Source organism: Caproicibacter fermentans (genome assembly GCF_009746625.1).
In the GTDB taxonomy this organism is placed as follows: domain Bacteria; phylum Bacillota; class Clostridia; order Oscillospirales; family Acutalibacteraceae; genus Caproicibacter; species Caproicibacter fermentans.
This window is the reverse complement of the sequence record NZ_VWXL01000108.1, coordinates 14,870-37,083: the sequence shown is the minus strand read 5'-3', so window position 1 is coordinate 37,083 and position 22,214 is coordinate 14,870. Positions and strand designations below refer to the sequence as shown.

Annotated in this window: 27 protein-coding genes and 1 riboswitch; of the genes, 22 read left to right on the top strand and 5 right to left on the bottom strand. The window is 47.2% G+C overall.

The genetic code is table 11. The features are described 5' to 3' along the window. Positions 1-31: 31 nt before the first annotated feature. The 6 genes from rplU to CAFE_RS18745 all read left to right on the top strand — a co-directional run bounded on the left by rplU (position 32) and on the right by CAFE_RS18745 (position 3,702). On the top strand, positions 32-340 hold the full coding sequence (rplU, locus tag CAFE_RS18770; RefSeq protein ID WP_066644195.1) for a 50S ribosomal protein L21: 309 nt from the start codon (positions 32-34) through the stop codon (positions 338-340). Between the two features lie 5 nt (positions 341-345). Continuing rightward, complete coding sequence (locus tag CAFE_RS18765) at positions 346-666, top strand: ribosomal-processing cysteine protease Prp (protein WP_066644196.1); 321 nt, start codon at positions 346-348, stop codon at positions 664-666. 3 nt (positions 667-669) lie between these two features. Next, positions 670-954, top strand: a complete 285-nt coding sequence (gene rpmA, locus CAFE_RS18760) for a 50S ribosomal protein L27 (protein ID WP_066644197.1) — start codon at positions 670-672, stop codon at positions 952-954. Between the two features lie 136 nt (positions 955-1,090). After that, a complete protein-coding gene (gene obgE, locus CAFE_RS18755) occupies positions 1,091-2,362 on the top strand; it encodes a GTPase ObgE (RefSeq protein ID WP_156991429.1) in 1,272 nt (423 codons plus the stop codon). An 11-nt stretch (positions 2,363-2,373) separates the two neighbouring features. After that, positions 2,374-2,769 (top strand): Mini-ribonuclease 3, encoded by a 396-nt coding sequence (locus CAFE_RS18750; RefSeq protein WP_066644199.1) that lies wholly within the window; start codon positions 2,374-2,376, stop codon positions 2,767-2,769. Positions 2,770-2,775: 6 nt separating this feature from the next. Further along, positions 2,776-3,702, top strand: a complete 927-nt coding sequence (locus tag CAFE_RS18745; RefSeq protein WP_083209999.1) for a YitT family protein — start codon at positions 2,776-2,778, stop codon at positions 3,700-3,702. A gap of 142 nt (positions 3,703-3,844) precedes the next feature. Here the strand turns inward: CAFE_RS18745 and CAFE_RS18740 are convergent, their stop codons facing one another. Next, complete coding sequence (locus CAFE_RS18740; protein ID WP_156991428.1) at positions 3,845-3,997, bottom strand: hypothetical protein; 153 nt, start codon at positions 3,995-3,997, stop codon at positions 3,845-3,847. Between the two features lie 43 nt (positions 3,998-4,040). On the opposite strand from CAFE_RS18740, the gene CAFE_RS18735 reads away from it, so the two are divergent. The 10 genes from CAFE_RS18735 (at position 4,041) to CAFE_RS18690 (ending at position 13,658) form a co-directional block, all read left to right on the top strand. Further along, positions 4,041-4,952, top strand: coding sequence for an RluA family pseudouridine synthase (locus CAFE_RS18735; protein ID WP_066644200.1), 912 nt, complete (start codon positions 4,041-4,043; stop codon positions 4,950-4,952). Positions 4,953-5,052: 100 nt separating this feature from the next. After that, positions 5,053-5,925, top strand: a complete 873-nt coding sequence (locus CAFE_RS18730; RefSeq protein WP_156991427.1) for a basic amino acid ABC transporter substrate-binding protein — start codon at positions 5,053-5,055, stop codon at positions 5,923-5,925. A gap of 76 nt (positions 5,926-6,001) precedes the next feature. Further along, positions 6,002-6,778, top strand: coding sequence for an amino acid ABC transporter permease (locus CAFE_RS18725; protein WP_083210000.1), 777 nt, complete (start codon positions 6,002-6,004; stop codon positions 6,776-6,778). Next, entirely contained in the window at positions 6,765-7,499 is a 735-nt protein-coding gene (locus tag CAFE_RS18720) for an amino acid ABC transporter ATP-binding protein (RefSeq protein WP_066644202.1), read from the top strand. The genes CAFE_RS18725 and CAFE_RS18720 overlap by 14 nt, the downstream gene beginning before the upstream one ends. A 90-nt stretch (positions 7,500-7,589) precedes the next feature. After that, positions 7,590-8,465, top strand: a complete 876-nt coding sequence (locus CAFE_RS18715; RefSeq protein ID WP_156991425.1) for a zinc dependent phospholipase C family protein — start codon at positions 7,590-7,592, stop codon at positions 8,463-8,465. A gap of 11 nt (positions 8,466-8,476) precedes the next feature. Next, positions 8,477-8,935, top strand: coding sequence for an S-ribosylhomocysteine lyase (locus CAFE_RS18710; RefSeq protein ID WP_066644204.1), 459 nt, complete (start codon positions 8,477-8,479; stop codon positions 8,933-8,935). 332 nt (positions 8,936-9,267) lie between these two features. Then, the gene (locus CAFE_RS20385; RefSeq protein WP_267901569.1) at positions 9,268-10,761 is read left to right on the top strand and encodes a peptidoglycan DD-metalloendopeptidase family protein; all 1,494 of its coding nucleotides are present in this window, start codon (positions 9,268-9,270) and stop codon (positions 10,759-10,761) included. 259 nt (positions 10,762-11,020) lie between these two features. After that, positions 11,021-12,304, top strand: coding sequence for a UDP-N-acetylglucosamine 1-carboxyvinyltransferase (locus tag CAFE_RS18700; protein ID WP_066644205.1), 1,284 nt, complete (start codon positions 11,021-11,023; stop codon positions 12,302-12,304). An 80-nt stretch (positions 12,305-12,384) separates the two neighbouring features. Beyond that, positions 12,385-13,179, top strand: a complete 795-nt coding sequence (locus CAFE_RS18695; RefSeq protein ID WP_083210002.1) for an MBL fold metallo-hydrolase — start codon at positions 12,385-12,387, stop codon at positions 13,177-13,179. 14 nt (positions 13,180-13,193) lie between these two features. Continuing rightward, positions 13,194-13,658 (top strand): 23S rRNA (pseudouridine(1915)-N(3))-methyltransferase RlmH, encoded by a 465-nt coding sequence (locus CAFE_RS18690; RefSeq protein WP_413814450.1) that lies wholly within the window; start codon positions 13,194-13,196, stop codon positions 13,656-13,658. A gap of 52 nt (positions 13,659-13,710) precedes the next feature. Here the strand turns inward: CAFE_RS18690 and CAFE_RS18685 are convergent, their stop codons facing one another. From CAFE_RS18685 to asd, 4 genes are read right to left on the bottom strand one after another with little or no spacing between them, the layout of a single operon-like run. Continuing rightward, a complete protein-coding gene (locus CAFE_RS18685; RefSeq protein WP_066644208.1) occupies positions 13,711-14,172 on the bottom strand; it encodes an ACT domain-containing protein in 462 nt (153 codons plus the stop codon). Between the two features lie 2 nt (positions 14,173-14,174). Continuing rightward, the gene (gene dapB / locus CAFE_RS18680) at positions 14,175-14,939 is read right to left on the bottom strand and encodes a 4-hydroxy-tetrahydrodipicolinate reductase (RefSeq protein WP_066644209.1); all 765 of its coding nucleotides are present in this window, start codon (positions 14,937-14,939) and stop codon (positions 14,175-14,177) included. A 38-nt stretch (positions 14,940-14,977) separates the two neighbouring features. Beyond that, complete coding sequence (gene dapA, locus CAFE_RS18675) at positions 14,978-15,868, bottom strand: 4-hydroxy-tetrahydrodipicolinate synthase (RefSeq protein ID WP_066644257.1); 891 nt, start codon at positions 15,866-15,868, stop codon at positions 14,978-14,980. 29 nt (positions 15,869-15,897) lie between these two features. Beyond that, positions 15,898-16,977, bottom strand: a complete 1,080-nt coding sequence (gene asd, locus CAFE_RS18670) for an aspartate-semialdehyde dehydrogenase (protein ID WP_066644210.1) — start codon at positions 16,975-16,977, stop codon at positions 15,898-15,900. A 132-nt stretch (positions 16,978-17,109) separates the two neighbouring features. After that, positions 17,110-17,285, bottom strand: a riboswitch (Lysine riboswitch). Between the two features lie 123 nt (positions 17,286-17,408). Here asd and queA point away from each other — a divergent pair. The 6 genes from queA (at position 17,409) to scfB (ending at position 22,146) form a co-directional block, all read left to right on the top strand. Next, positions 17,409-18,434 (top strand): tRNA preQ1(34) S-adenosylmethionine ribosyltransferase-isomerase QueA, encoded by a 1,026-nt coding sequence (queA, locus tag CAFE_RS18665; protein WP_066644259.1) that lies wholly within the window; start codon positions 17,409-17,411, stop codon positions 18,432-18,434. Positions 18,435-18,457: 23 nt separating this feature from the next. After that, the gene (gene tgt, locus CAFE_RS18660) at positions 18,458-19,588 is read left to right on the top strand and encodes a tRNA guanosine(34) transglycosylase Tgt (RefSeq protein ID WP_156991423.1); all 1,131 of its coding nucleotides are present in this window, start codon (positions 18,458-18,460) and stop codon (positions 19,586-19,588) included. A 67-nt stretch (positions 19,589-19,655) separates the two neighbouring features. Then, positions 19,656-19,979: a preprotein translocase subunit YajC gene (gene yajC / locus CAFE_RS18655; protein WP_066644212.1), complete on the top strand. Its 324-nt coding sequence runs from the start codon at positions 19,656-19,658 to the stop codon at positions 19,977-19,979. 90 nt (positions 19,980-20,069) lie between these two features. Further along, positions 20,070-20,471 carry a TIGR04086 family membrane protein gene (locus tag CAFE_RS18650; protein ID WP_156991422.1) on the top strand — a complete coding sequence of 134 codons (402 nt, stop codon included), beginning with the start codon at positions 20,070-20,072 and terminating at the stop codon, positions 20,469-20,471. 75 nt (positions 20,472-20,546) lie between these two features. Further along, positions 20,547-20,693, top strand: a complete 147-nt coding sequence (gene scfA / locus CAFE_RS18645) for a six-cysteine ranthipeptide SCIFF (protein ID WP_066644214.1) — start codon at positions 20,547-20,549, stop codon at positions 20,691-20,693. A gap of 82 nt (positions 20,694-20,775) precedes the next feature. After that, complete coding sequence (gene scfB, locus CAFE_RS18640; RefSeq protein ID WP_066644215.1) at positions 20,776-22,146, top strand: thioether cross-link-forming SCIFF peptide maturase; 1,371 nt, start codon at positions 20,776-20,778, stop codon at positions 22,144-22,146. Positions 22,147-22,214: the final 68 nt, after the last annotated feature.

Here is a 22,214-nt window from a genome sequence, read left to right as displayed (position 1 = left end):
CGAGACTAAGAAAAGGCAGGAACTACATTTCATGTTTGCAGTGATTGAGACCGGCGGCAAGCAGTACAAAGTCCAGAAGGACGATGTCATTTTTGTGGAAAAGCTTGCGCTGGAAAAAGATTCCACGGTTCAGTTCCCGGTACTTGCCATTGTCGGCGAGGATGGCGCAAAGGTTGGAGCACCGTATCTTGACGGAGCCACCGTAACGGGCAAAGTACTGAAAGAAGGCAAAGGGAAGAAGATTACGGTCTTTACCTATAAGGCAAAAAAGAATGAAAAGCGCAAAATGGGTCACAGGCAGCCGTACACTCAGGTTCAGATTGCGGAAATCAACGCCTGAAACCTATGATTTGTGTTGAGTTTTTTACGTTTCGCGACGGGAAGAACGCCGGTTTTTGTATCAGCGGCCATTCCGGAGCCGACGAAGCGGGTTACGATATTGTATGTGCGGCGGTATCTTCCGCGGCTTATCTTACGGCAAACACGATTACGGATGTCGTAGGAGTGAACGCTTCGCTGTGCGTAAAGGACGGTTACTTGGACTGTAAAATTGCTTCGGAGGATGCCGAAGCCTGTAAAGTTCCACTAAGGGGGCTGCGGCTTCATTTGACGGCACTCCGTCAGCAGTATCCTCAAAATATTCAGATCATTGATACGGAGGTGTAAAGCATGCTGCAGATTAACATTCAGCTTTTTGCTCATAAAAAAGGAATGGGTTCCACCAAGAACGGCCGTGATTCCGAGTCTAAACGCCTCGGCGTGAAGCGCAGTGACGGTCAGTTTGTTCTGGCCGGCAATATTCTGGTAAAACAGCGCGGTACCCATATTCATCCGGGCAACAATGTCGGCATTGGTTCCGATGATTCTCTGTTTGCCCTGATTGACGGCAAGGTGAAATTCGAGCGTTACGACCGCGACCGTAAAAAGGTCAGCGTTTATGCCGAGGAGCAGTAATTCCGCCTTACGGTACAGAAAAAGATCCCGGGTGGTAAACCCGGGATTTTTTTGCTATTATGGAGCAAAATATGGTATACTGCTACTGGAAAGTTATGGTTGATCCGGCAGAAGCGGGAGTAAAGGAGCTTCACTTATGTTTATAGACCACGCAAAAATCAATATAAAAGCGGGAGATGGAGGCGACGGGGCCGTCGCGTTCCACAGAGAAAAATATGTCGCGTCGGGCGGTCCGGACGGCGGCGACGGCGGCCGTGGCGGAGACATTGTTTTTCAGGTGGACGATAATCAATCAACGCTGTCCGATTTTCGTTACCGCAGAAAGTTTGCGGCGGAAAACGGACAGAACGGGTCAGGAAAGCGCTGCAGCGGGCGGGGCGGCAAAGATCTGGTCATCCGCGTTCCGCGGGGCACGCTTGTGAAAGACGCCCAAACAGGGCGGCTGATTGCCGACCTTTCGGCGGATGAGCCTCAGATTATTGCAAAGGGCGGCCGGGGCGGCTGGGGAAATTCCCACTTTGCGACGGCAACCAGGCAAACTCCCCGATTTTCAAAGCCCGGCGTACCGGGTGAAGCGTTCGAAGTTCAGCTGGAGCTGAAACTGCTTGCGGATGTCGGACTTGTCGGATTTCCGAACGTTGGGAAATCAACTTTGGTTTCCGTTGTCAGCGAGGCGAAGCCTCAAATTGCAGATTACCATTTTACCACTCTTACGCCGGTTCTTGGCGTTGTTCGCATGGGGCCGGAGCGCTCGTTTGTCATCGCCGACATCCCGGGGCTGATTGAAGGGGCGAACGAGGGAGCCGGATTGGGACATCAGTTTCTGCGGCATGTGGAACGGTGCAGGCTGCTGATCCATATTGTCGACGTCTCCGGAAGCGAAGGACGCGACCCGAAAGAGGATTTTCGGGTCATCAATTCCGAACTGAAAAAGTTCAATCCGGAACTTGCGAAACGGCCGATGCTGGTTGCCGGCAATAAATGCGACCTGACGGATGATACCAAGATACAGGATTTTAAAGCGTTTGTCGAGAATCAGGGATTTGAATTTTTCCCGATGATGGCGGCAATCCGCTATCAGGTGGATCCGCTTATGAAGCGGATCGATGAGCTACTGCAGAAGCTTCCGCCGGTGCTGCGTTATGATCCGGAGCCTGAGCCGCAGCGTCCGGTTGAAGAGATCGGCCGGCACGAAGTGAAGGTTGAAAACAACAATGGCGTTTATGTTGTGGAAGGCGAATGGTTGATTCCGGTCCTGCGCTCTGTCAACTTTGACGACGTGGATTCTCTTCGTTATTTCGAAAGAGTGCTGCTTCATACCGGTGTGGATGATGCGCTGCGGAAAGAGGGAGTTCATGAGGGTGACACGGTCAGTATTTACGGGGTTGAATTTGATTATATGGAGTAGGAGTGCGCCGGTTGGAACGATTTTACAATGTTGCGTGTGACCCAAAACGTATGGGGGCTTTGTCCCTGGCATTTATCGGCGACGCGGTATTTGAAGTGTTTGTTCGTGAAAGACTGGTCTGTCAGGCAGAGCGCCCGGTTTCAAAATTACACCGGGCTGCCGTTGAACAGGTCTGCGCACATGCACAGGCCGCATTTGTACAAAAGCTTCTGCCTGTTCTGACCCAGGAAGAGCAGGATATTTTGCGGAGAGGCAGAAATGCCCACAGCAATCATGTCCCCAAAAATTCGGACCCCGCTGAATATCATGCCGCTACCGCCTTCGAGTCCCTTTTCGGATATCTATATCTGAGCGGGAGGCTGGACCGTCTGCGCGAACTGTTTGAAACTGTTTGCGGGGAGGATTAAAAGTTTATGCTGCTGCACCTGAAAAACGGAGCGAAAGAGCTGCTGCTGGATTTTCTTTACTACGCCGCTGCGAGTATTCTATGCGCTGTCAGCGTCAGAATGTTTACCGCCCCGAATCATATTGCGCCCGGCGGTGTGACCGGACTCAGCACGGTGATCAACTATCTGTCCGGTCTGCCGATCGGAATGATGAGTCTGCTTCTCAACATTCCGATTTTTATCTGGGCCGTTCTGCAAATCGGCTACAAGCTGGTTGGAAAGACCATGATTGCTACCGTTTTTGTTGCCAGCGCGATCGATATCCTTTCCGTTTTGATACCGCCCTATAGCGGCAATCCGATGCTTGCTGCAATTTTTGGGGGCCTGTTGGATGGCACAGGCCTATCCCTTGTCTTTATGCGCGGCGCTACGACCGGCGGAACTGATTTGATTGCGCGCCTGCTGAACCGCAGAGTACGGTTTGTTTCGATGGGAAAGCTGATGCTTTGCGTTGACTTTGTCATTGTTGTGATCTCAGCGATCGCCTATCGCAGCATTGAAAGTGCGCTGTATGCTTTGATTGCGATCTTTGTTTCATCCAGAATGATCGACACAATCTTATACGGCACGGATGTTGGGACCGGCAAAGTGATTTTTATCATTTCGGAAAAGAGCGAGCGGATCGCGCAGGAAATTCTGACCGACGTGGAGCGCGGCGTGACGTATCTGGATTCCAAAGGCGCTTATACCGGCAGAAAGGGTGAAGTCCTTCTTTGCGCCGCACGACGTTATGAGGTCGTAAAAATCAAGGATATTGTTCGGACCATTGACAGAAACGCTTTTTTGATCGTTGGAGACGCAGGCGAAATTACGGGCGAGGGTTTCCGGGAAGTAAGACCCGAAGACAAAACGCTTCGCGAACTGATTGAAAGATTAAAATCCGAAAAAAAATAACCGGGCGAATTCAGCAGAATCGTCCGGTACAAGTGTCTTTCAGCCTTTGCTGTTTTGATTGTTCCTGTTGCAAGCCTGGGTGTTTTCTTGGCTTTCCGTACTTTCGCAGGATTTGTTGTTTTTGTTCTGTTTCATATTACTGTCATATTTTGTATTTCGGGAGCATTGTTGATTGTCCTGCCTTGAAGATTGTTTTTCCAAGACTCTTCACCTCCTTTTCAGAGTCTATTATGATTCTTTTTCCTGCAAATATACCATTCTTTTCAAGTAGTGAATTTGAGCGGATCTTTGCCAAAGGAGAATCCTGCTTTGGAGATTGGAATGGAAGAATTGTGTGAATGGTGGAGATTAAAATACGAATCATTGAATTTACGGTACCATCCGGATATCAGGGTGTAAAACTGAAAAGCTTTCTTCAAGGCTATTGTGCGATATCGACTCGACTGCTGGCAAAATTGAAAAGAACGCCCATGGGGATTGCCGTAAACGGAAGACACGCGATTGTAACCGAATGCTTAGGAGAAGGAGACCACATCAGCCTTTGCCTGCCTCAGGATCATAAAATACCCCAAACTGCGGATATTCCGATCTTGGTTGTCTATGAGGACCTGGACTTGATTGTGGTTGACAAACCGGCTGGGATGCCGATGTATCCGTCGCCGGGGCATGACCGCGACAGCCTTTCAAACGCGGTTGCGCATTATTTTTCAGGCCGAGGGGAACAGCACTCGTTTCGGCCGGTCTACCGGCTTGACCGGGATACGACAGGCCTTGTTTTATTGGCAAAGCATTCCTATGCGGCTTCTGTGCTTGCCGGAAATGTAAAAAAGACATATCTGGCCATTTGCGAAGGCGTTTTGACCGGAAGCGGGGAAATTGAGAAACCGATAGGGATTAAAGAAGGCCACAAGCTGCAGCGGGCTGTGCGTTCGGACGGAGAATATGCACTGACCCGATGGCGCAGCCTTTTTTCCGGGCACGGCCACAGCCTGCTGGCTCTAAAATTAAAAACGGGAAGGACCCATCAAATTCGAGTTCATTTATCCAGCGCCGGCCATCCGCTTGCGGGGGATGATTTCTATGGCGGGAATCTTTCAAAAGTAAGCAGACAGGCCCTCGACTGTACTGAAATCAGGTTCCATCATCCGGTTAACCGGCGAACAATGAGATTTGTTCATAGTTTACCAGATGACATGGAAAAGCTTCTGAAATTTATGCGAAATTCCGCATATACCGATTCTTCTGAATAATTTTTCAATATATTTCGTAAAATGACTTGAATTATGAATAATTATGCGGTATAATCCTTTCAGACAATGATTTTCGAATTTAATAAAGGGGTTGTTCGTTATGAAAAAAGCTAAGAGGTTTGCGGCACTTGTCCTTGCGATTGCTATGTCTGCTTCTTTAGCAGCTTGCTCGCAAAGCAGCAGTTCTTCCAGTGAGGCTGCATCAGGTGCTTCTGCGGGAACGCCTTCTTCCGCGAAGGCGGCGTCTTCGGCATCTTCTTCCGGAGCTATAAAGACGATTACAGACGGTACGCTGACCATGTCCACTAATGCGGAATTTGAACCGTTTGAGTATAGAGACAACGACAAGATTGTCGGCATTGACGTGGAAATCGCGAATAAAATTGCTGATAAACTGGGCCTTGAGTTGAAGATCAATGATGTTGAATTTGCATCTTTGATCATGGAATTGCAAACGAATAAATGTGATTTTGTGGCAGCTGGCATGACGGCAACGGATGATCGTAGAAAGAATGTCGATTTTTCTGATCCGTATTTTGACGCGTCACAGGCAATCATTGTCCCAAAGGGCAGTAATATTAAATCCCGTACGGACTTAAATGGTAAAAATGTGGGAGTTCAACAGGGAACGACCGGTGATACTTTTTGCACAAATGAAGACGGAACAAGTGACATTAAGGTAGCTTCCGTGAAGCGCTATAACAAAGGGTCGGATGCCATTTCCGATTTGATCAACGGAAGAATCGACGCGGTTGTCATTGATAATTTCCCGGCGACAAAATTTGTTCAGAAAAACTCTGATAAACTTGTTAAGTTGGACGATTCATTAACCAGCGAACAGTACGCAATCGCAGTTCAAAAAGGAAATACTGCGCTGCTGGATCAAATTGATGAGGTCCTGAAAGAGATGAAATCAAGTGGAGAGTTGGATCAGATTATTGAAAAATATCAATCTTCACTGACTGGGGAATAATTTGAAGAAATAAAATATGCAGGGTGCAGAGTGTTTCTGCGCCCTGCATACTGCTGTTTTCAGCGGGAGGATGCTAATGAACCTACTGTTTTCTTTTTTTTCAATAACTTTAGCGGCGGATACGGGTAGCAAATTTACACGGTTCTTTGTAAACCTATACCTGCGACTGTCCGATCAGCTTTATCAGTGTTTAATCTATAAGAACCGATATCATTACATTATAGATGGCTTGAAAAACACCTTGATTATCACGCTGTTTGCAGTGCTGCTTGGGGTGCTGCTTGGTACACTGGTAGCATTAGTCAAAGTAGGCCATGGAAATAATCCTAAAAAACTACGGATTGCGAATAACATCTGCAGTTTGTACTTAACATTAATCCGTGGAACACCAGTGGTTGTTCAACTGATGATCATGTATTATATTATCCTGAATCAAGCAAAGGTCAGTGACATTACCGCAGCTATTTTAGCGTTTGGAATTAATTCGGGGGCTTATGTGGCGGAGGTCATCCGCAGCGGAATTCAGTCGGTTGATAAAGGACAGATTGAAGCAGGGCGATCGCTCGGCTTAAGCCAGAGAACAACAATGATCAAAATAGTTTTTCCGCAGGCCTTGAAAAATGTCCTTCCCGCAATCGGCAATGAATTTATCGCTCTGCTGAAAGAAACCTCCGTGGCCGGTTATATTGGGATTCAGGATTTGACAAAGGGCGGCTATATTATTCTTAGCATTACTTACCAGCCGTATACGCCGCTGTTAACAACCGCAGCGGTATACTTAGTAATTGTGATAGGACTTACCACTGCTCTTACTCACTTTGAAAGGAGGCTGCACAGAAGTGATAACCGTTAAAAATCTTTCCAAAAGCTTCCATACGCTTGACGGTGACATTGAGGTTCTCAAAGGGATTAATCAGGAGATAGAAAAAGGGGAAAAGGTTGTTGTAGTCGGACCGTCCGGTTCCGGAAAAAGCACGTTTCTGCGCTGCCTGAATCTTCTTGAACAGCCGACGAAAGGCGAAATTTGGTTTGAGGGCCAGCAGATTAATACCCCCAAGTGTGACATTGACCGTCACCGCCGCAAAATGGGAATGGTTTTTCAGCACTTTAATCTGTTTCCTCACCTGACGGTAAGACAGAACATTACCCTCGCTCCCGTCACCTTGAAGCTGAAAGCCCCTAAGGACGCCGAAACGCAGGCGGAACGGCTCTTAGAACGTGTTGGGTTGGCAGACAAGGCTGACGCATACCCGGGGCAGCTGTCCGGCGGTCAGAAGCAGCGTATCGCAATCGTTCGGGCGCTAGCCATGGAGCCGGATGTCATGCTGTTTGATGAACCTACCAGCGCGCTTGACCCGGAAATGGTTGGAGAGGTTCTTCAGGTGATGAAGGAACTGGCCGATGAAGGCATGACCATGGTCGTCGTAACCCACGAAATGGGATTTGCGAGAGAAGTGGCGACCCGGGTTTTGTTTATGTCGGATGGCCAGATTCTGGAGGAAGCCAGGCCCGACGAGTTTTTTACGCGGCCGAAAAATCCGCGGTTGAAAGACTTTTTATCAAAGGTCCTTTAAAATTCTTTGGTCCTGTGCTAAAATGAGGAATGCGGCAGACTGCTGCATTCCTTTCTATTTGCAAAGGAATAAATTTTTCTAGTTGGGACGATGATTGAATTGCCCGCCGCCATTACACATTACTACCATGCGCTACGGGTTCAGAAAAACAATACCCCGAAATCCATGGACGCTTTTCTTTGGGGTGCACAGGGGCCTGATTTTCTTTATTACCACAGGCTTTTTCAGCCGTTTCGGGAAAATCTGCGCACCATGGGCAGCCGGCTGCACCATGACGCGCCGTCCCGGCTGTTATCCGTAATGCGCGATTATCAGCAAACAAGAGGAGATGAAAGGTCGGAGTCTTATCTTTCCGGATTTTTGTGTCATTACAGTCTGGACAGGACCGCCCATCCGTTTGTTTACTGGAATGTCAGAACTTTGCGCAAGAAGTATCCCGGCAGGGGGGACGGATTTCTTCACAATCACGTGGAATCAGTATTGGACGGCATTATCCTGCGCTCCATAACCGGAACTCTTGCGAACGACTTCGATTTAAGAATCACAGTGCCTGAAAATAAGGAAGCACAGGAATCGGTCATGCGGCTGTACTCTTATGTTCTTGAACGGCTCTATGGGGTTCATAACCAGGAAAACGAGCTGCTTCATGCGATGGCGGACTGCAGAAAGATCTGCGGATTTCTCAACGATAAATGGATGATAAAAAAACCGGTTGCGGAAGCGCTGGAAAAGCTGACGAAAAAATATCTTGTTTCCAGCGTGATTCGCGGAATCAGCGAACAGGATGAATTTGATTACGCGAATATCCTGCATTCCGAATGGAAAAGTCCGGAAAAAGATTCGACCGTAAGAAAAGAAAGCTTTTTTGATCTGTTTGATTTGTCCGTTCAGGAAAGTCGGTATTTTTTGCATGAGTTTGAAACAGCCGACCTGACCGAGCTGACACATGATATTCCATTTTGTTAAGGAGGCTTATGATGGAACGCATTGCGAGCTTTTGCGTTGACCACAACAAACTTTTACCCGGTATTTACACCTCACGCGTTGACGGAGATATTGTCACCTACGATATTAGGATGAGAAGACCGAATATTCCGCCGTTTCTTCCAAATCCGGTTCTTCATACCATAGAGCATTTGTTTGCCACATTTGCAAGGAACTCGGAGTTGAAAGATCGTGTGATCTATTTTGGGCCGATGGGATGCAGAACCGGCTTTTATCTTTTGCTTCGGAATACGAAACCGTCCGAAGCGATTCGCCTGATTGTCGATACTTTTCAAAAAATTTCGGAATATGAAGGGCCTATTCCGGGTGCTGCGGCTTCGGAATGCGGCAATTACCTGGAGCATGACCTGTCCGGTACGGTACAGGAAGTGAAAGCCTTTCTGCCGGTTATTGAAAACTGGACGGTTGAAAAATTGAATTACAATTTCTAAGAACAGGAATTCCTTTTAAAGGGTTGCAAACTTGTAACTTTTGTTATATGATAAAGAGCGAGAGTTACAAAGTTGTAATTATTTAAACCTTGAAAGGATTTGTTTGCATGCGGGTTCAAAAGCTGGCCAAGCTGCCGGACCCTGGCTGGGGGGCGGCCCGGCTGAAGTTACAGGATACAGGTACCTGCTTTTGCCGCTTCTTATATATTGTTGGAATACAATCGATCCGGATTCTAAAGCATCAGCGGCGTAAGTTATCAATATTCTTTCGACCGTTTACGAATGTCTGTAAGCGCTTGTACTTTCTTCTGCTAGGCAGAAGATTTCTTTGGTTGAAAACGGAGCTACATTCGATTCGAGAAGGCTTTTCGATCGCGAAAAAGCGATTATCGGATGCCCGGCGTGAGGGCGCGCTGGCTGTTTTAAAAGAATGTTTTCACATTACCGGTATCAGCTTCCGGCTTCACAAAAAATTTGTTTTTTCCATCCTCAATATTGCCGTACCGACCGTGTCTGTTTTAGCTCTGTTTTTCACCGTTCAATACTGGAATCATTTAAGTTATGGACTGGTCCTTGAGAACAACGGGAAACAAATCGCCGTGATACAGAACGAAAACACTTATGAACAAGCCACGGAAATGGTGAACCAGCGAATGGTCCATGATACTGTGGACAGTGAATCGCAACTGAGCTTTAAACCGAATTTTAAGCTTTCCGTAGGGAACAGTGCTTTCGCAACCGCTTCTTTTGTTTGTAACAAGTTGATCGAGCAGTCCAACGGCATTATTGAAGAAGCCAGCGGATTATATGTTGACGGCGAACTGATCGGCGCTGTGAAAAGCAGTGCGGACTTAAGATATTTGATTCAGAATCTGCTGGATGCCGCAAAGGGCAATGATCAAAACGCAACGGCTCAGTTTACACAGAACGTTGAAATTGAAAACGGACTGTACCCAACGATTTCAATCATTTCAACGGATGATATGAAAAAAATCCTGAACAGTACCTCGAAAGCGGGGGTGACTTACACCGTCAAGGATGGGGATACCGTTACATCCATTGCCAAAGCAAATAACATGACGATTTCCGGTCTCAACAAAATCAACGACAATCAACTTGGCGATTCCATCCATCCGGGCGATCTGATTAATCTTGAAATTGCCGAACCAAAGCTGAAGGTTGAGCTCGTTAAGACCGAAACTTATCGGGTCTCGATTCCATTTAAAACGATTACCCAAAATGATGATACCAAATATACGGACTACACGAAAGTCCTGACACAGGGCGCAGATGGATTACAGCAGCGTGTCGATAAGGTATACACCGTAAACGGAGTAGAAACAAAGCGGGAATCCATTAGCAGTACCATACTGTCTCAGCCTGTTGATAAAGTTGTTTTGACGGGTACCAAAAAGAGACCGAAAACGGGAAGCGGTGTCAGCAGCGGAAGTCTGATGTGGCCTGTGCCGTCTTTGCATACGATTACAACTTATTTTACCTGGCGCTGGGGGAGCTTTCATACCGGGATTGACATATCCGGCTCAAGCGCATATGGAAAGACGATTGTCGCCGCGGACGGCGGCGTTGTAACGGCGGCAGGATGGGACGGAGGTTACGGAAACCGGGTTGTCATCCGCCACAACGGCACCATAAGCACTTTGTACGGACATTGCAGCAAAATCCTTGTTACGGTGGGACAAAAGGTCTCAAAAGGCCAGGCAATCGCAAAAGTGGGCAGCACAGGGAATTCCACCGGGCCACATTGTCACTTTGAGGTTATAAAAAATGGAACAAAGGTAAATCCTATGTTATATGTCCACAATTAGATAGGGATTCGCCGTTTCTTCAAACGGCGAATCATTTTTGTGTTGATATTGACTTTTAAAGTTTCCTGTATTATTATCAATAAGGTGTAATATGGCTGAATTCCCTTTTGATTGGATGTAGGCTTATACCATTTTTTATGTTTAAATTTACGTGGTTTTATTCAAATATTTACAAGTGCGGTAAAATGACGAATACTCTAAATATTTGATAAAAACTTGTTATAATAGTATTGTCAATTAAGAGATTGGAGCGACCGCATTGGATAAATTCGTTATTAAAGGTGAATGTCGTCTTTCCGGAGAGGTCAATATCAGCGGCGCGAAGAACGCAGCTGTTGCAATCATACCGGCGGCGATTCTTTCAGACGGTGTTTGCCGAATTGAAAATGTCCCGGATATTACGGACGTATCATCCATTACAGGCATTTTATATGATATGGGCGCTAAAATCCGCACAATCAATAAATCGACATTTGAAATTGATTCCAGGTCCATTCATACACATATCGTGTCTGACGAACTTGCACGGCATATCCGCGGTTCCTATTATTTGATGGGGGCTTTGCTGGGGCGTTTTCATCATGCGGTGGTTACAATGCCGGGCGGCTGTGATTTTGGAGTCCGTCCGATCGATCAGCACCTGAAGGGCTTTTTAGCCCTTGGCGCGAAATACAAGCTGGAAAACGGAATGGTGGACGTATCTGCCGACCAGCTTACCGGATGCAGCATTTATCTTGATGTTGTCTCTGTTGGCGCAACGGTAAATATTATGCTGGCCGCCGTCAGGGCGAAGGGTACGACGGTCATTGAAAATGCTGCCAAAGAGCCGCATATTGTCGATCTGGCCAACTTTTTAAATTCCATGGGGGCCGATGTCAGGGGAGCCGGTACGGATGTCATTAAAATCTACGGCGTTGAGCATTTAAACGGTACCACCTATTCGATTATTCCGGACCAGATTGAAGCGGGGACTTACATGGTGGCCGCGGCGGCAACCCGCGGTGATATACTGGTAAAAAATGTAATTCCGAAACATCTTGAATCAATCTCCGCCAAGTTGGAAGAAATGGGCGTTGAAATCGAAGAATTTGACGATTCTATTCGTGTGGCCCGAAACGGATTACTGAATAAGTGCAATATCAAAACGATGCCGCATCCCGGTTTTCCTACGGATATGCACCCTCAGATCGCAGTGCTTCTCTCTATTGCAAACGGGACGAGCATGATTAACGAGAGCGTGTGGGATAACCGTTTCCGCTATGTTGAGGAGCTGAAACGGATGGGAGCCCAGATATCTGTTGACGGAAAAATTGCCGTCATAGAAGGGATAGACCACCTGAATGCCGCCCCGGTACGAGCTACGGATCTTCGCGCGGGAGCGGCGATGATCATAGCGGCTCTCTGCGCGCACGGAGTAACGCAGATTGAAGATATCCGCCATATTGAACGCGGCTATGAGGATTTGGAAAACAAGTTGCGTTTGCTTGGTGCGGATATTCGTCGGATTCATATTCCCGACAGCGAATCGGCTAAAGTCGTTTAACGATTTTTAGGGAGAAGGGACGGACAAAGGTCGTCCCTTTTTTTTAGGATATGGCAAGAAAAGACAATGGAGGAAATAAATTGGCACGTTTTTGTACCCTTTTCAGTGGAAGCAGCGGGAACAGTTATTACATAGGGTCCGAAGAATCAGGAATTCTGATCGATGCGGGCAGAACCGCAAAACAACTGGATGCAATGCTTGAACACTGCGGAATCAAGTGCGAGGCAGTTAAGGCAATCTTTGTAACGCATGAGCACTCCGATCACATCAAAGGACTCCGGGTTTTTGCCTCGCGCCATCGACTGCCTGTTTTTGCTTCTGCGGGAACCTTATCCGAACTGGAGCTTCTTGACTGTCTCAGCGAAAAATATGAAGCGCAAATGATCGACGGGAACGGCGTGGAATATGCGGGTATGTACATAAAGCCGTTTCATACGTCTCACGACTGTGCGGAGGGCATAGGGTATAGAATTGATACTCGTGACGGCAGAACGGTCGCGGTGTCGACTGACCTTGGCTTTTTGTCGGATGAGGTTCGCCACGAGCTTACAGGCGCTGACATGGTGGTTTTAGAGTCTAACCACGATGTTGGAATGCTGCAAAACGGACCGTACCCATACCCGCTTAAAAGAAGGATCTTATCAAAAACAGGGCACCTGTCCAATACGGATTGCGCTGAAGAATTAAATGGGCTGGCGGCAAGTGGAACAACCCGGTTTGTGTTGGCGCATCTCAGCTCAGAAAACAATACGCCGGAGCTGGCTTATCAAACCTCTCTGTGCGCACTTACCATGTCAGGATTAAAGCAGGGGGTTGACTTTGAGCTTTCTATCGCGCCGAAAGAAAACGCGGAAGGGAAAATAATTATTTTTTAATGTTAAGATGCAATTTGATTAGTATTGGAAGATTAAAGGAAGACTACTGGAGAAAAGCCTGCGAGGAGTATGAAAAACGGCTATGCTCCTTTTGCCGGTTTACGATCACGGAGCTCCCGGAAAGCCGTTTGCCGGATAATCCCGGAAAATCACAGATACTAGCGGCTTTGGAGACGGAAGCCGACCGGGTTTTGAAGCTGACGGGAGATTCCTTCGTCGCGGCTTTGTGCATCGAAGGGGAATCCGTTTCCTCAGAGCGGATGGCGGATTTGATTCGCACTTTAAGCTTGCACGGTACCAGCGAAATCAGTTTTATCATTGGCAGCTCGTTTGGCCTTTCGGACCGAGTCAAAAAACATGCTTCTATTCGCCTTTCTATGTCTGCAATGACCTTTCCGCACCAGCTTGCCAGAGTAATGCTCTGCGAGCAGATTTACCGTGCGTTTCAAATCATCAATCACGGTAAATATCATAAATAAAGGAATCCCAGGTTACAGATTTTCTGCAACCGGGGATTCCTTTATCATGCTGTTAATCGTGAAACCTTTTTGTTAGCGCGTTCAGGGTTTCCTGAAAATCTGCCGCAGTAACCAGAAGCGATATGTCAACTTCAGAAGTGGTAATCAAACGAATATCCGCATGAACAGTAGAAGCAACATCGAAAACCTCTGCTGCAACACCCGGAGAATCGATCATTCCGGCATCGTAAACTGATATTTTGCAGTTGCCGCTGCTGGCAACCGCGCTGACTTGACGTTGGTTGCGAAGCTCTGATGTAAAGCTTAATATCTTGTCAAGATTGTTATCCGAAATTGTAAAGGAAACAGAGGTATAAGCTCCCTGCGTAGGGGCCAGAGAAATCATGTCTACATCAACGCCAAGTTTCGCAATTCTTTGGAAGATGTTTGCAATGAATTTTAGTTCCGACGGGCATTTCTGAAGAGTGATCAGAGTAATGTCGGAGACGGTGGTGATTTTAGGTGACAAATTCATTTTCAGTCCTCCTCTTGAATGAGATCAGCCATACTGTAAAGTCCTTTTTCTTTACGCGCAAGGAATACGGCCGCATTGATCGCACCGTGCGCGAAAATTTCTTTGGACTGCGCGGAGTGAGAGATCGTAAGAACCTCATGCGGACCCGCAAATAGTACCCGGTGCTCCCCAACAATGGTACCGCCCCGAATGGAATGAATTCCGATTTCCCGAACGGAACGTTTTTTTCGCTGTGAATGGCGGTCATACAGATAGTGCATTTGTTTACCGGAGGCCTCGGCAATGGAATCTGCTATCATCAGCGCGGTTCCGCTGGGAGCGTCGATTTTTTGATTATGATGTGCTTCGACGATTTCCACATCAAAGCCGCTGCTGCCAAGGACACGCTCCGCTTTTTTGGCAAGCTCGATTAATAAGTTGATTCCCATGGACATATTGCGGGAATAAAATATCGGGATTTCCCCGGAGGCTTCTTGCAGAGCTTTGACCTGACTTTTATCGTACCCTGTTGTGCAGAGCACAAGAGGCAGTTTTGTCTTTTTGCCAAATTCCAAAAGCGGATTTAAAAGTGCCGGATTCGAAAAATCGACCAGAACGTCGGCGCTGCAGCTGATTTGTTCCGGCGAAGGATAAACCGGAAACGAATGATCGGACCCGGTGTGCAGGTCGATCCCTGCGACAATTTCAATATCATTGCGCTCAGCCGTGCAATGATCAATCACTTTTCCCATTGTGCCGCTGCATCCGCTTAGGATCATTTTTAACATTTTATTTGATTCGTCCTTTTCAATGATTTGCTGTGTTTCTATTCGACTAACTGATATTTTTTCAGTACCTCGAGCAGTTTATGGCTTAGATCATCACTTAAATTAGTCAGGGGAAGACGGCATTCTCCGCAGTCAAATCCCATATCGTTCATTGCGGCCTTGACCGGAATAGGGTTCACATCCCAGAAAAGTGCGTCCATCAGTTCCAGATATTTTAAAAACGATTGACGTGAAGCTTCTGTGTCTCCATTAAGATAATCCATGCAGATCTGCTTCATCACTTTAGGAAGAATATTGGAGAAAACAGAGATTACCCCTTTGCCGCCTAAGGAAAGAATCGGCAGAGTCTGGTTGTCTTCCCCGGAATAAACGGCAAGGTCGTCACCGCACAGAGAGATTGTTTTTGCACAGGCGGCCAGGTCGCCGTTGGCTTCCTTTGTGCCGACGATATTGGGATGCTTTGCCAGTTCCACATAAGTTTCCGGTTTAATATTACAGCCGGTCCGGGATGGAATATTATATAAAATCATTGGAAGATTTACCCGGTCGGCAATGTAATGGAAATGTCTGATAAATCCGGTCTGCGACGTTTTGTTGTAATAAGGCGTAATCAGCAGAAGCGCATCCGCGCCGGCATCCTGAAGCGACTGTGACAATTCCACGGCATATCTGGTATCATTGCTTCCGGAACTTGCGATCACCGGAATCCTCTTATCAACTTTCTTTACGATGAATTCGACGATCCTGCAGTGTTCTTCGTGACTGAGGACGGGGGATTCTCCGGTTGTGGCACAGGCTATAATCGCGTCGGTACCGCTTTTGATGTGAAAATCGACCAGACGCTCCAGTACTTCATAATTAACGGAGCCGTCCTGTTTCATAGGAGTTACCAAAGCAACGCCGGAACCCGTGAAGACAAGCCTTTTCATCATTATTCTACCTCCCGGTTATCAATATATTAATCCATGAATCCCTTTGCACAGAGATATTCAGCCATCAAAACACCGCCCCCGGCGGCACCTCTCAGCGTATTGTGCGACAGGCAGACAAATTTAACGTCGTATTGACTGTCCGGGCGCAAACGTCCGATCGAAACCGCCATACCGTTTTCGAGATTCCGATCCAGGCGTGACTGCGGACGATCCTCTTCCTGAAAATAATACAGAAATTTTTTCGGGGCGCTGGGGAGTCCCAACTTCTGTGGTTCCCCGCTGAAGTTTTCCCAACGCTGAATCATTTCATCAATCGGAATTTTCTTTTCATAGGACAGAAATACGGCAGCCGTATGACCGTCGCTCACAGGAACACGCAGACATTGCGTCGTGATGTTGGGGGCGGGGGCGTTTACAATGGCGCCGTTTTTAACATGGCCCCAGATTTTCATCGGCTCGTTTTCCGACTTACCCTCTTCACCGCCGATAAACGGAATCACATTATCGACCATCTCCGGCCATGTTTCAAAGGTTTTGCCGGCTCCTGAAATTGCCTGATAGGTACATGCGAGTATTTTAGTAACGTTTAAATCCAGAAGGGGAGTGACTGCCGGAACATAAGTCTGAATGGAGCAGTTTGGTTTTACCGCGATAAAGCCGCGTTTTGTCCCGAGCCGTTTCCGCTGTGCCGGAATGACGTCTGTGTGGCCGGGGTTGATTTCCGGAATCAGCATCGGAACATCCGGAACCAGACGATTGGCGCTGTTGTTGGAAACAACGGGGCATTCCGCTTTTGCATACATCTCTTCAAGATCACGGGTTTTCTGTTTATCCATATTAACCGCACAGAAGACGAAATCGACCGCTTCGACAATTTTGTCTTTGTCTTTTTCGGCATCCATGATAATCATGTTTTCCAAATTTTTCGGCATGGGAGAGGTCATCAGCCAACGTTTGCCCACGGCTTCACGATAGGTCTTACCGGCGGACCGTTCACTTGCGGCCAACGCGGTTACGGTAAACCACGGATGATTTTCCAAAAGCACGGCGAAACGCTGCCCCACCATGCCTGTCGCGCCGATAATTCCAACCCGATAATTTTTCATGACAACAGGCCTCCTAAATAATATATGAAAGGATAAGAAAAAATATCTGTGTAATAAAAAAGCCGGTAGAATACCGGTCATCAGAATACTTTTGGTACTGTCGATTTATAAGACGGCAAACGCCGCGTTCATAAAGCCGATAGCTCTCCATCAAAGACTGATGACAGTTAACATGCTGTTCGCAGGTTAACCAGGCGGATCCCCTGCCACGGTGGTATCCCCTTCGGCGATTTTCCCTTTCACGGGTGGTCTTCGGCTCTGGCTGCCTCGCACCCGCTAATTTTGAAATTCGCGCCTCTATCTGTAGTTTGGATAAATCATAAAATATAATAGCATGGGTTGCTATTGCTTGTCAATTTATTTATAATAGACTGTTGGTAGACGAATGCAACTGAATGGGAGAATTAAAAATGGAACTTGATTTAAAAAATCTGAAAACAAAAGATTTTTACTACGATCTTCCAGAGAAATTGATTGCTCAGACGCCGGCGGAGCCGAGGGATTCCTCCCGCCTGCTTACGCTGAACCGCAAAACGGGAGAAATAGAGCATCGGCACTTTTATGATATCATCGATTACCTGAATCCGGGGGACTGTCTGGTGCTCAACGATTCCCGTGTTCTTCCGGCGAGGTTGTTCGGAATAAAAGACGAAACGGGTGCCAAGGTCGAATTCCTGTTGCTGAATCACCGTGAAGGCGATATATGGGAGGTCTTGACCGGACCCGGAAGACGGGCTAAAATCGGATCGAAATTTACGTTTGGAAACGGACTTTTGCGCGCGGAGATCCTGGACATTATAGAAGACGGGAATCGCCTTGCCCGTTTCACCTGTGAAGGAAATTTTTATGAAATACTGGACAAAATAGGACAGATGCCTCTGCCTCATTATATTAAGGAAGAACTGAGAGATAACGAACGGTATCAGACTGTTTATTCAAAAGAAGTGGGGTCGGCCGCCGCGCCGACGGCGGGACTTCATTTTACCCCGGAACTGCTCCGGAAAATCAGGGACAAGGGGATCGAACTCGCCTTTGTTACGCTTCACGTCGGCCTTGGTACTTTTCGCCCTGTCACAGCCGAAAAAATTACGGAGCATAAGATGCATTCGGAGCATTACTATCTTTCCGCGCAGACGGCCGACCTGATCAACAGGACGAAAAAGAACGGAGGGCGGGTGATCGCTGTTGGGACCACAAGCTGCAGAACGATGGAGGCAGTAGGAACCAAAGAAGGCTGTATTCGGGAGTGTGCCGGATGGACGGATATTTTCATTTATCCTGGTTATCGGTTTAAGGTGCTGGATGGGCTGATTACAAATTTTCATCTTCCCGAAAGCACGCTGATCATGCTGGTCTCCGCCCTTGCCGGTTATGAGCATATTATGAACGCTTACCGGACGGCGGTACAAGAGAAATACCGCTTTTTCAGTTTCGGGGACGCGATGTTTATTTATTAATGTATTATTAAAGGATGGCTGCTATGTATCGTCTCATAAAAAACTGCGGCCCAGCCCGGCGCGGCGAATTTGAAACGCCGCACGGAACGATTCAGATGCCAGCGTTTATGAACGTCGCAACCGCCGGTGCGATTAAAGGCGCGGTATCCGCGCTGGATTTAAAAAATCTGAAATGTCAGGTGCAGCTTTGCAATACCTATCATCTGCATCTCCGCCCCGGTGATGAAACTGTCAGAACTTTGGGAGGGCTTCACGAGTTTACCCGCTGGGACGGTCCGATTTTAACGGACAGCGGCGGATTTCAGGTTTTCTCTCTTGCAAAACTGAGAAATATAACGGAAGACGGCGTTACCTTTGCGTCCCATATTGACGGCCGGAAAATTTTCATGGGGCCGGAGGAAAGTATGAAAATCCAGTCGAACCTTGCATCCACGATTGCAATGGCCTTTGACGAGTGCGTGCAGAATCCCGCACCATACGAATATGCGCGGGAATCCTGCGAACGTACCATCCGCTGGCTGAAACGTTCCAAAGCGGCGCTGGACCGTCTGAATCGGGAACCCGGAGCCATTAACCCGCGGCAGATGCTGTTCGGAATTAATCAGGGAAGCACCTATGAAGATCTTCGGATCGACTGTATGAAAAGGATCCGGGAGCTTGATTTGGACGGCTATGCAATCGGCGGTCTGGCTGTCGGGGAACGCAGCGAGGAAATGTATCGCATTATTGATGCGGTTATTCCGGAAATGCCGCAGGATAAGCCGAGATACCTGATGGGCGTTGGGACGCCGGAGAACATCTTGGAAGCGGTCAAAAGAGGCGTGGACCTGTTCGACTGCGTCATGCCCACCCGCAACGCCAGGCATGGGCATGTTTTTACCTGGCAGGGACGGCGGAATCTGTTCAATGCAAAGTACGAGCTGGACGAATCCCCGCTGGACTCGGACTGCGACTGTCCGGTCTGTAGAAATTTTTCCCGTGCTTATCTCCATCATTTATTCAAAAGCGGGGAAATGCTGGCCATGCGGCTTTGCGTTATGCATAATATTTATTTTTACAACAGCCTGTTTGAAAAAATCAGGGCTTCTTTGGACAATGGAACCTTTGAACGTTATTATCAGGATAATCTGAAAGTTTTGAACCGCAGAATTTGAGAAAACCTTGCATGGAAACATTTTTACTGATATAATCTAAACATTAAGAGAGAGGTGTTGGTTACTAATGAACTTTTTACTGACCGGCGGAACTGCCGGAGCGGGCGACAGCCTTTGGATAACTATCCTTTATATGGCTGTAATCGTCGGCATTTTTTACTTCCTTTTGATGAGACCCCAGCAAAAGAAGAAGAAACAGGAAGAAAAAATGCGCAGCAGTGTTCAGATCGGCGATGATATCACGACAATCGGCGGAATTGTAGGCCGTGTTGTAGGAATGAAAGACGATGCGAACACACTGATTATTGAAACCGGTACCGACCGCGCAAAAATGAAAATAAAAAAATGGGCGGTAGGCAGTGTGGATACGGTCCATGATACTGCGGAATAGTCATTTTCAGCAGTAATATCCGCCGCTTTCTCTGAATATCTATTAGTCAGGATATTGGAGGGGGCGGTTACGATAAAAAGTTCTAAGTCAATGAATAGAAAACCTGTTTTGGACGCTGTTCGCGCGATTGTGATCGGCTCCGTTGCAGGGGCTTTCCTATGTGCTGTTTTTCTGGGCGTTTTAGCATTGGCTTTTGTTTCGGCAGAAAGCATCCCGCAGGGGCTTTTATCGCCCCTGGTCATAGCAGTGTCTGTTCTCAGCGCGTTTGCCGCCGGATATATTGCGGCTAAAATTTCGAAAAAACGAGGGCTGTTATTCGGTGCGGCGGCCGGAATGCTTCTTTTTGCGCTGTTTTTGTTCTCGGGACTTGCAATTTCGAATAAGGCGACGGAGCCGGCCCAATCCGGTGTTCGTCTGCTGGTTATGGTTTTGTCCGGTTCTGTCGGTGGTGTTCTGTCGGTCAGCAAGAAAACGAAGCCGAAGCATAAATAATTTTTTGACTATTTCCTGTATCGTTGCTATAATAGTTTCGACCTTATCTAACACAGTGAAACGGAGGCTTTTAAATTGAAGCAGATCAGAACGCTGAATCAAGCGAATCTTAAGGAAAGCGCTGCAAAAGGCGGCTGCGGCGAATGCCAGGCATCCTGCCAGTCGGCATGCAAGACATCCTGCACGGTTGCCAACCAGAAATGCGAAAATAAGAACAGATAATAACAGAATTAAACGGTTTTGAAATAACCGCAAAAGGGACAGGATTCTGTCCCTTAAATTTTGTTCGGATGGAGAAATGTAAATGATTCACAAGTATTCCTTAAACGGCTATCATATCGTTTTGGACGCCAATAGCGGCGCCGTGCATTTGTTTGACGAAGCTCCGTTTGACATGCTGGATTATTTGGAGGAAGGCGAGATCCCCGAGCATCCGCCTGAAGCGATGACGGACGCTTTAAAGGACCGTTATGATGAAGATACCGTGCGGGAAGCATATGAGGAAATACGGGAGCTTAACAGGAAAGGCCAGCTGTATTCTCCGGATGAGTATGAAAAATTTGCGGCTATGCTGAAAAGCGCGCCAATTAAGTCCATGTGTCTGAATATTGCGCACGACTGCAATCTTAGGTGCGAATATTGTTTTGCTGCTCAGGGCGATTTTGGCGGAGAAAGAATGCTGATGCCGTTTGAGGTTGCAAAAAGCGCAATCGATTTTTTAGTTGAGAAATCAAAAGGGCGTCATAATCTTGAGGTCGATTTTTTTGGCGGCGAACCGCTGATGAATTTTGACGTAGTGAAAAAAACTGTGGAATACGCGCGCAGTATTGAAAAAAAATATGACAAGAACTTTCGATTTACCATTACGACGAACGGTCTGCTGTTAAGTGACGATAAGATTGATTTTATTAATCGCGAAATGTCAAACTGTATTTTATCCTTTGACGGCAGAAAGAGTGTCCATGACAGGCTTCGAGTCAGAGTGGACGGATCTGGGTGCTATGACAGCGTCTTGCCAAAATTTCAAAAGCTGGTAAAGGAGCGCAGCAAAGATAAGGATTATTACGTCAGGGGAACTTTTACGAAATATAATCTGGATTTTACAAAGGACATTCAGCATTTGCTGGATCTGGGCTTCAATGAAATTTCCATGGAACCGGTTGTTTCTGAAGAAAAACTGGATTATTCCGTCAAGGAAGAGGACTTGCCCAGAATTTTCGAGGAATATGAAACACTATCCAATTTGATTATTCAGCGCAGTAAAGAGGGAAAAGAGTTTGACTTTTACCACTTTATGATAGATTTGGACCAGGGCCCCTGTGCCATCAGAAGGCTGCGCGGCTGCAGCTGCGGGAACGAATATGTAGCGATAACCCCCACGGGGGATATTTATCCATGTCATCAGTTCGTGGGTCAGGAAGAATGGAAAATGGGCAGTGTCTTGGACGGCAGTCTGAATACCGATATGAAGGACAGCTTTGCGTTAGCCAATGTTTACTCCAAGCCGGAGTGCAAAAACTGCTGGGCGAAATTTTACTGCAGCGGCGGCTGTAACGCAAACAACCTTCAGTACGCGGGAGATATTCATAAGCCGCACGCCATTTCCTGTTCGCTGGAAAAGAAGAGGCTTGAATGTGCTATTATGATTCAGGCGGCTCTGGCAGATCAAAAATAAGTTTCAGATCTGGTCTCATTTTTATGGGTTTACATAAATTTGCGGGTCGAATTTTTACATAATTTATA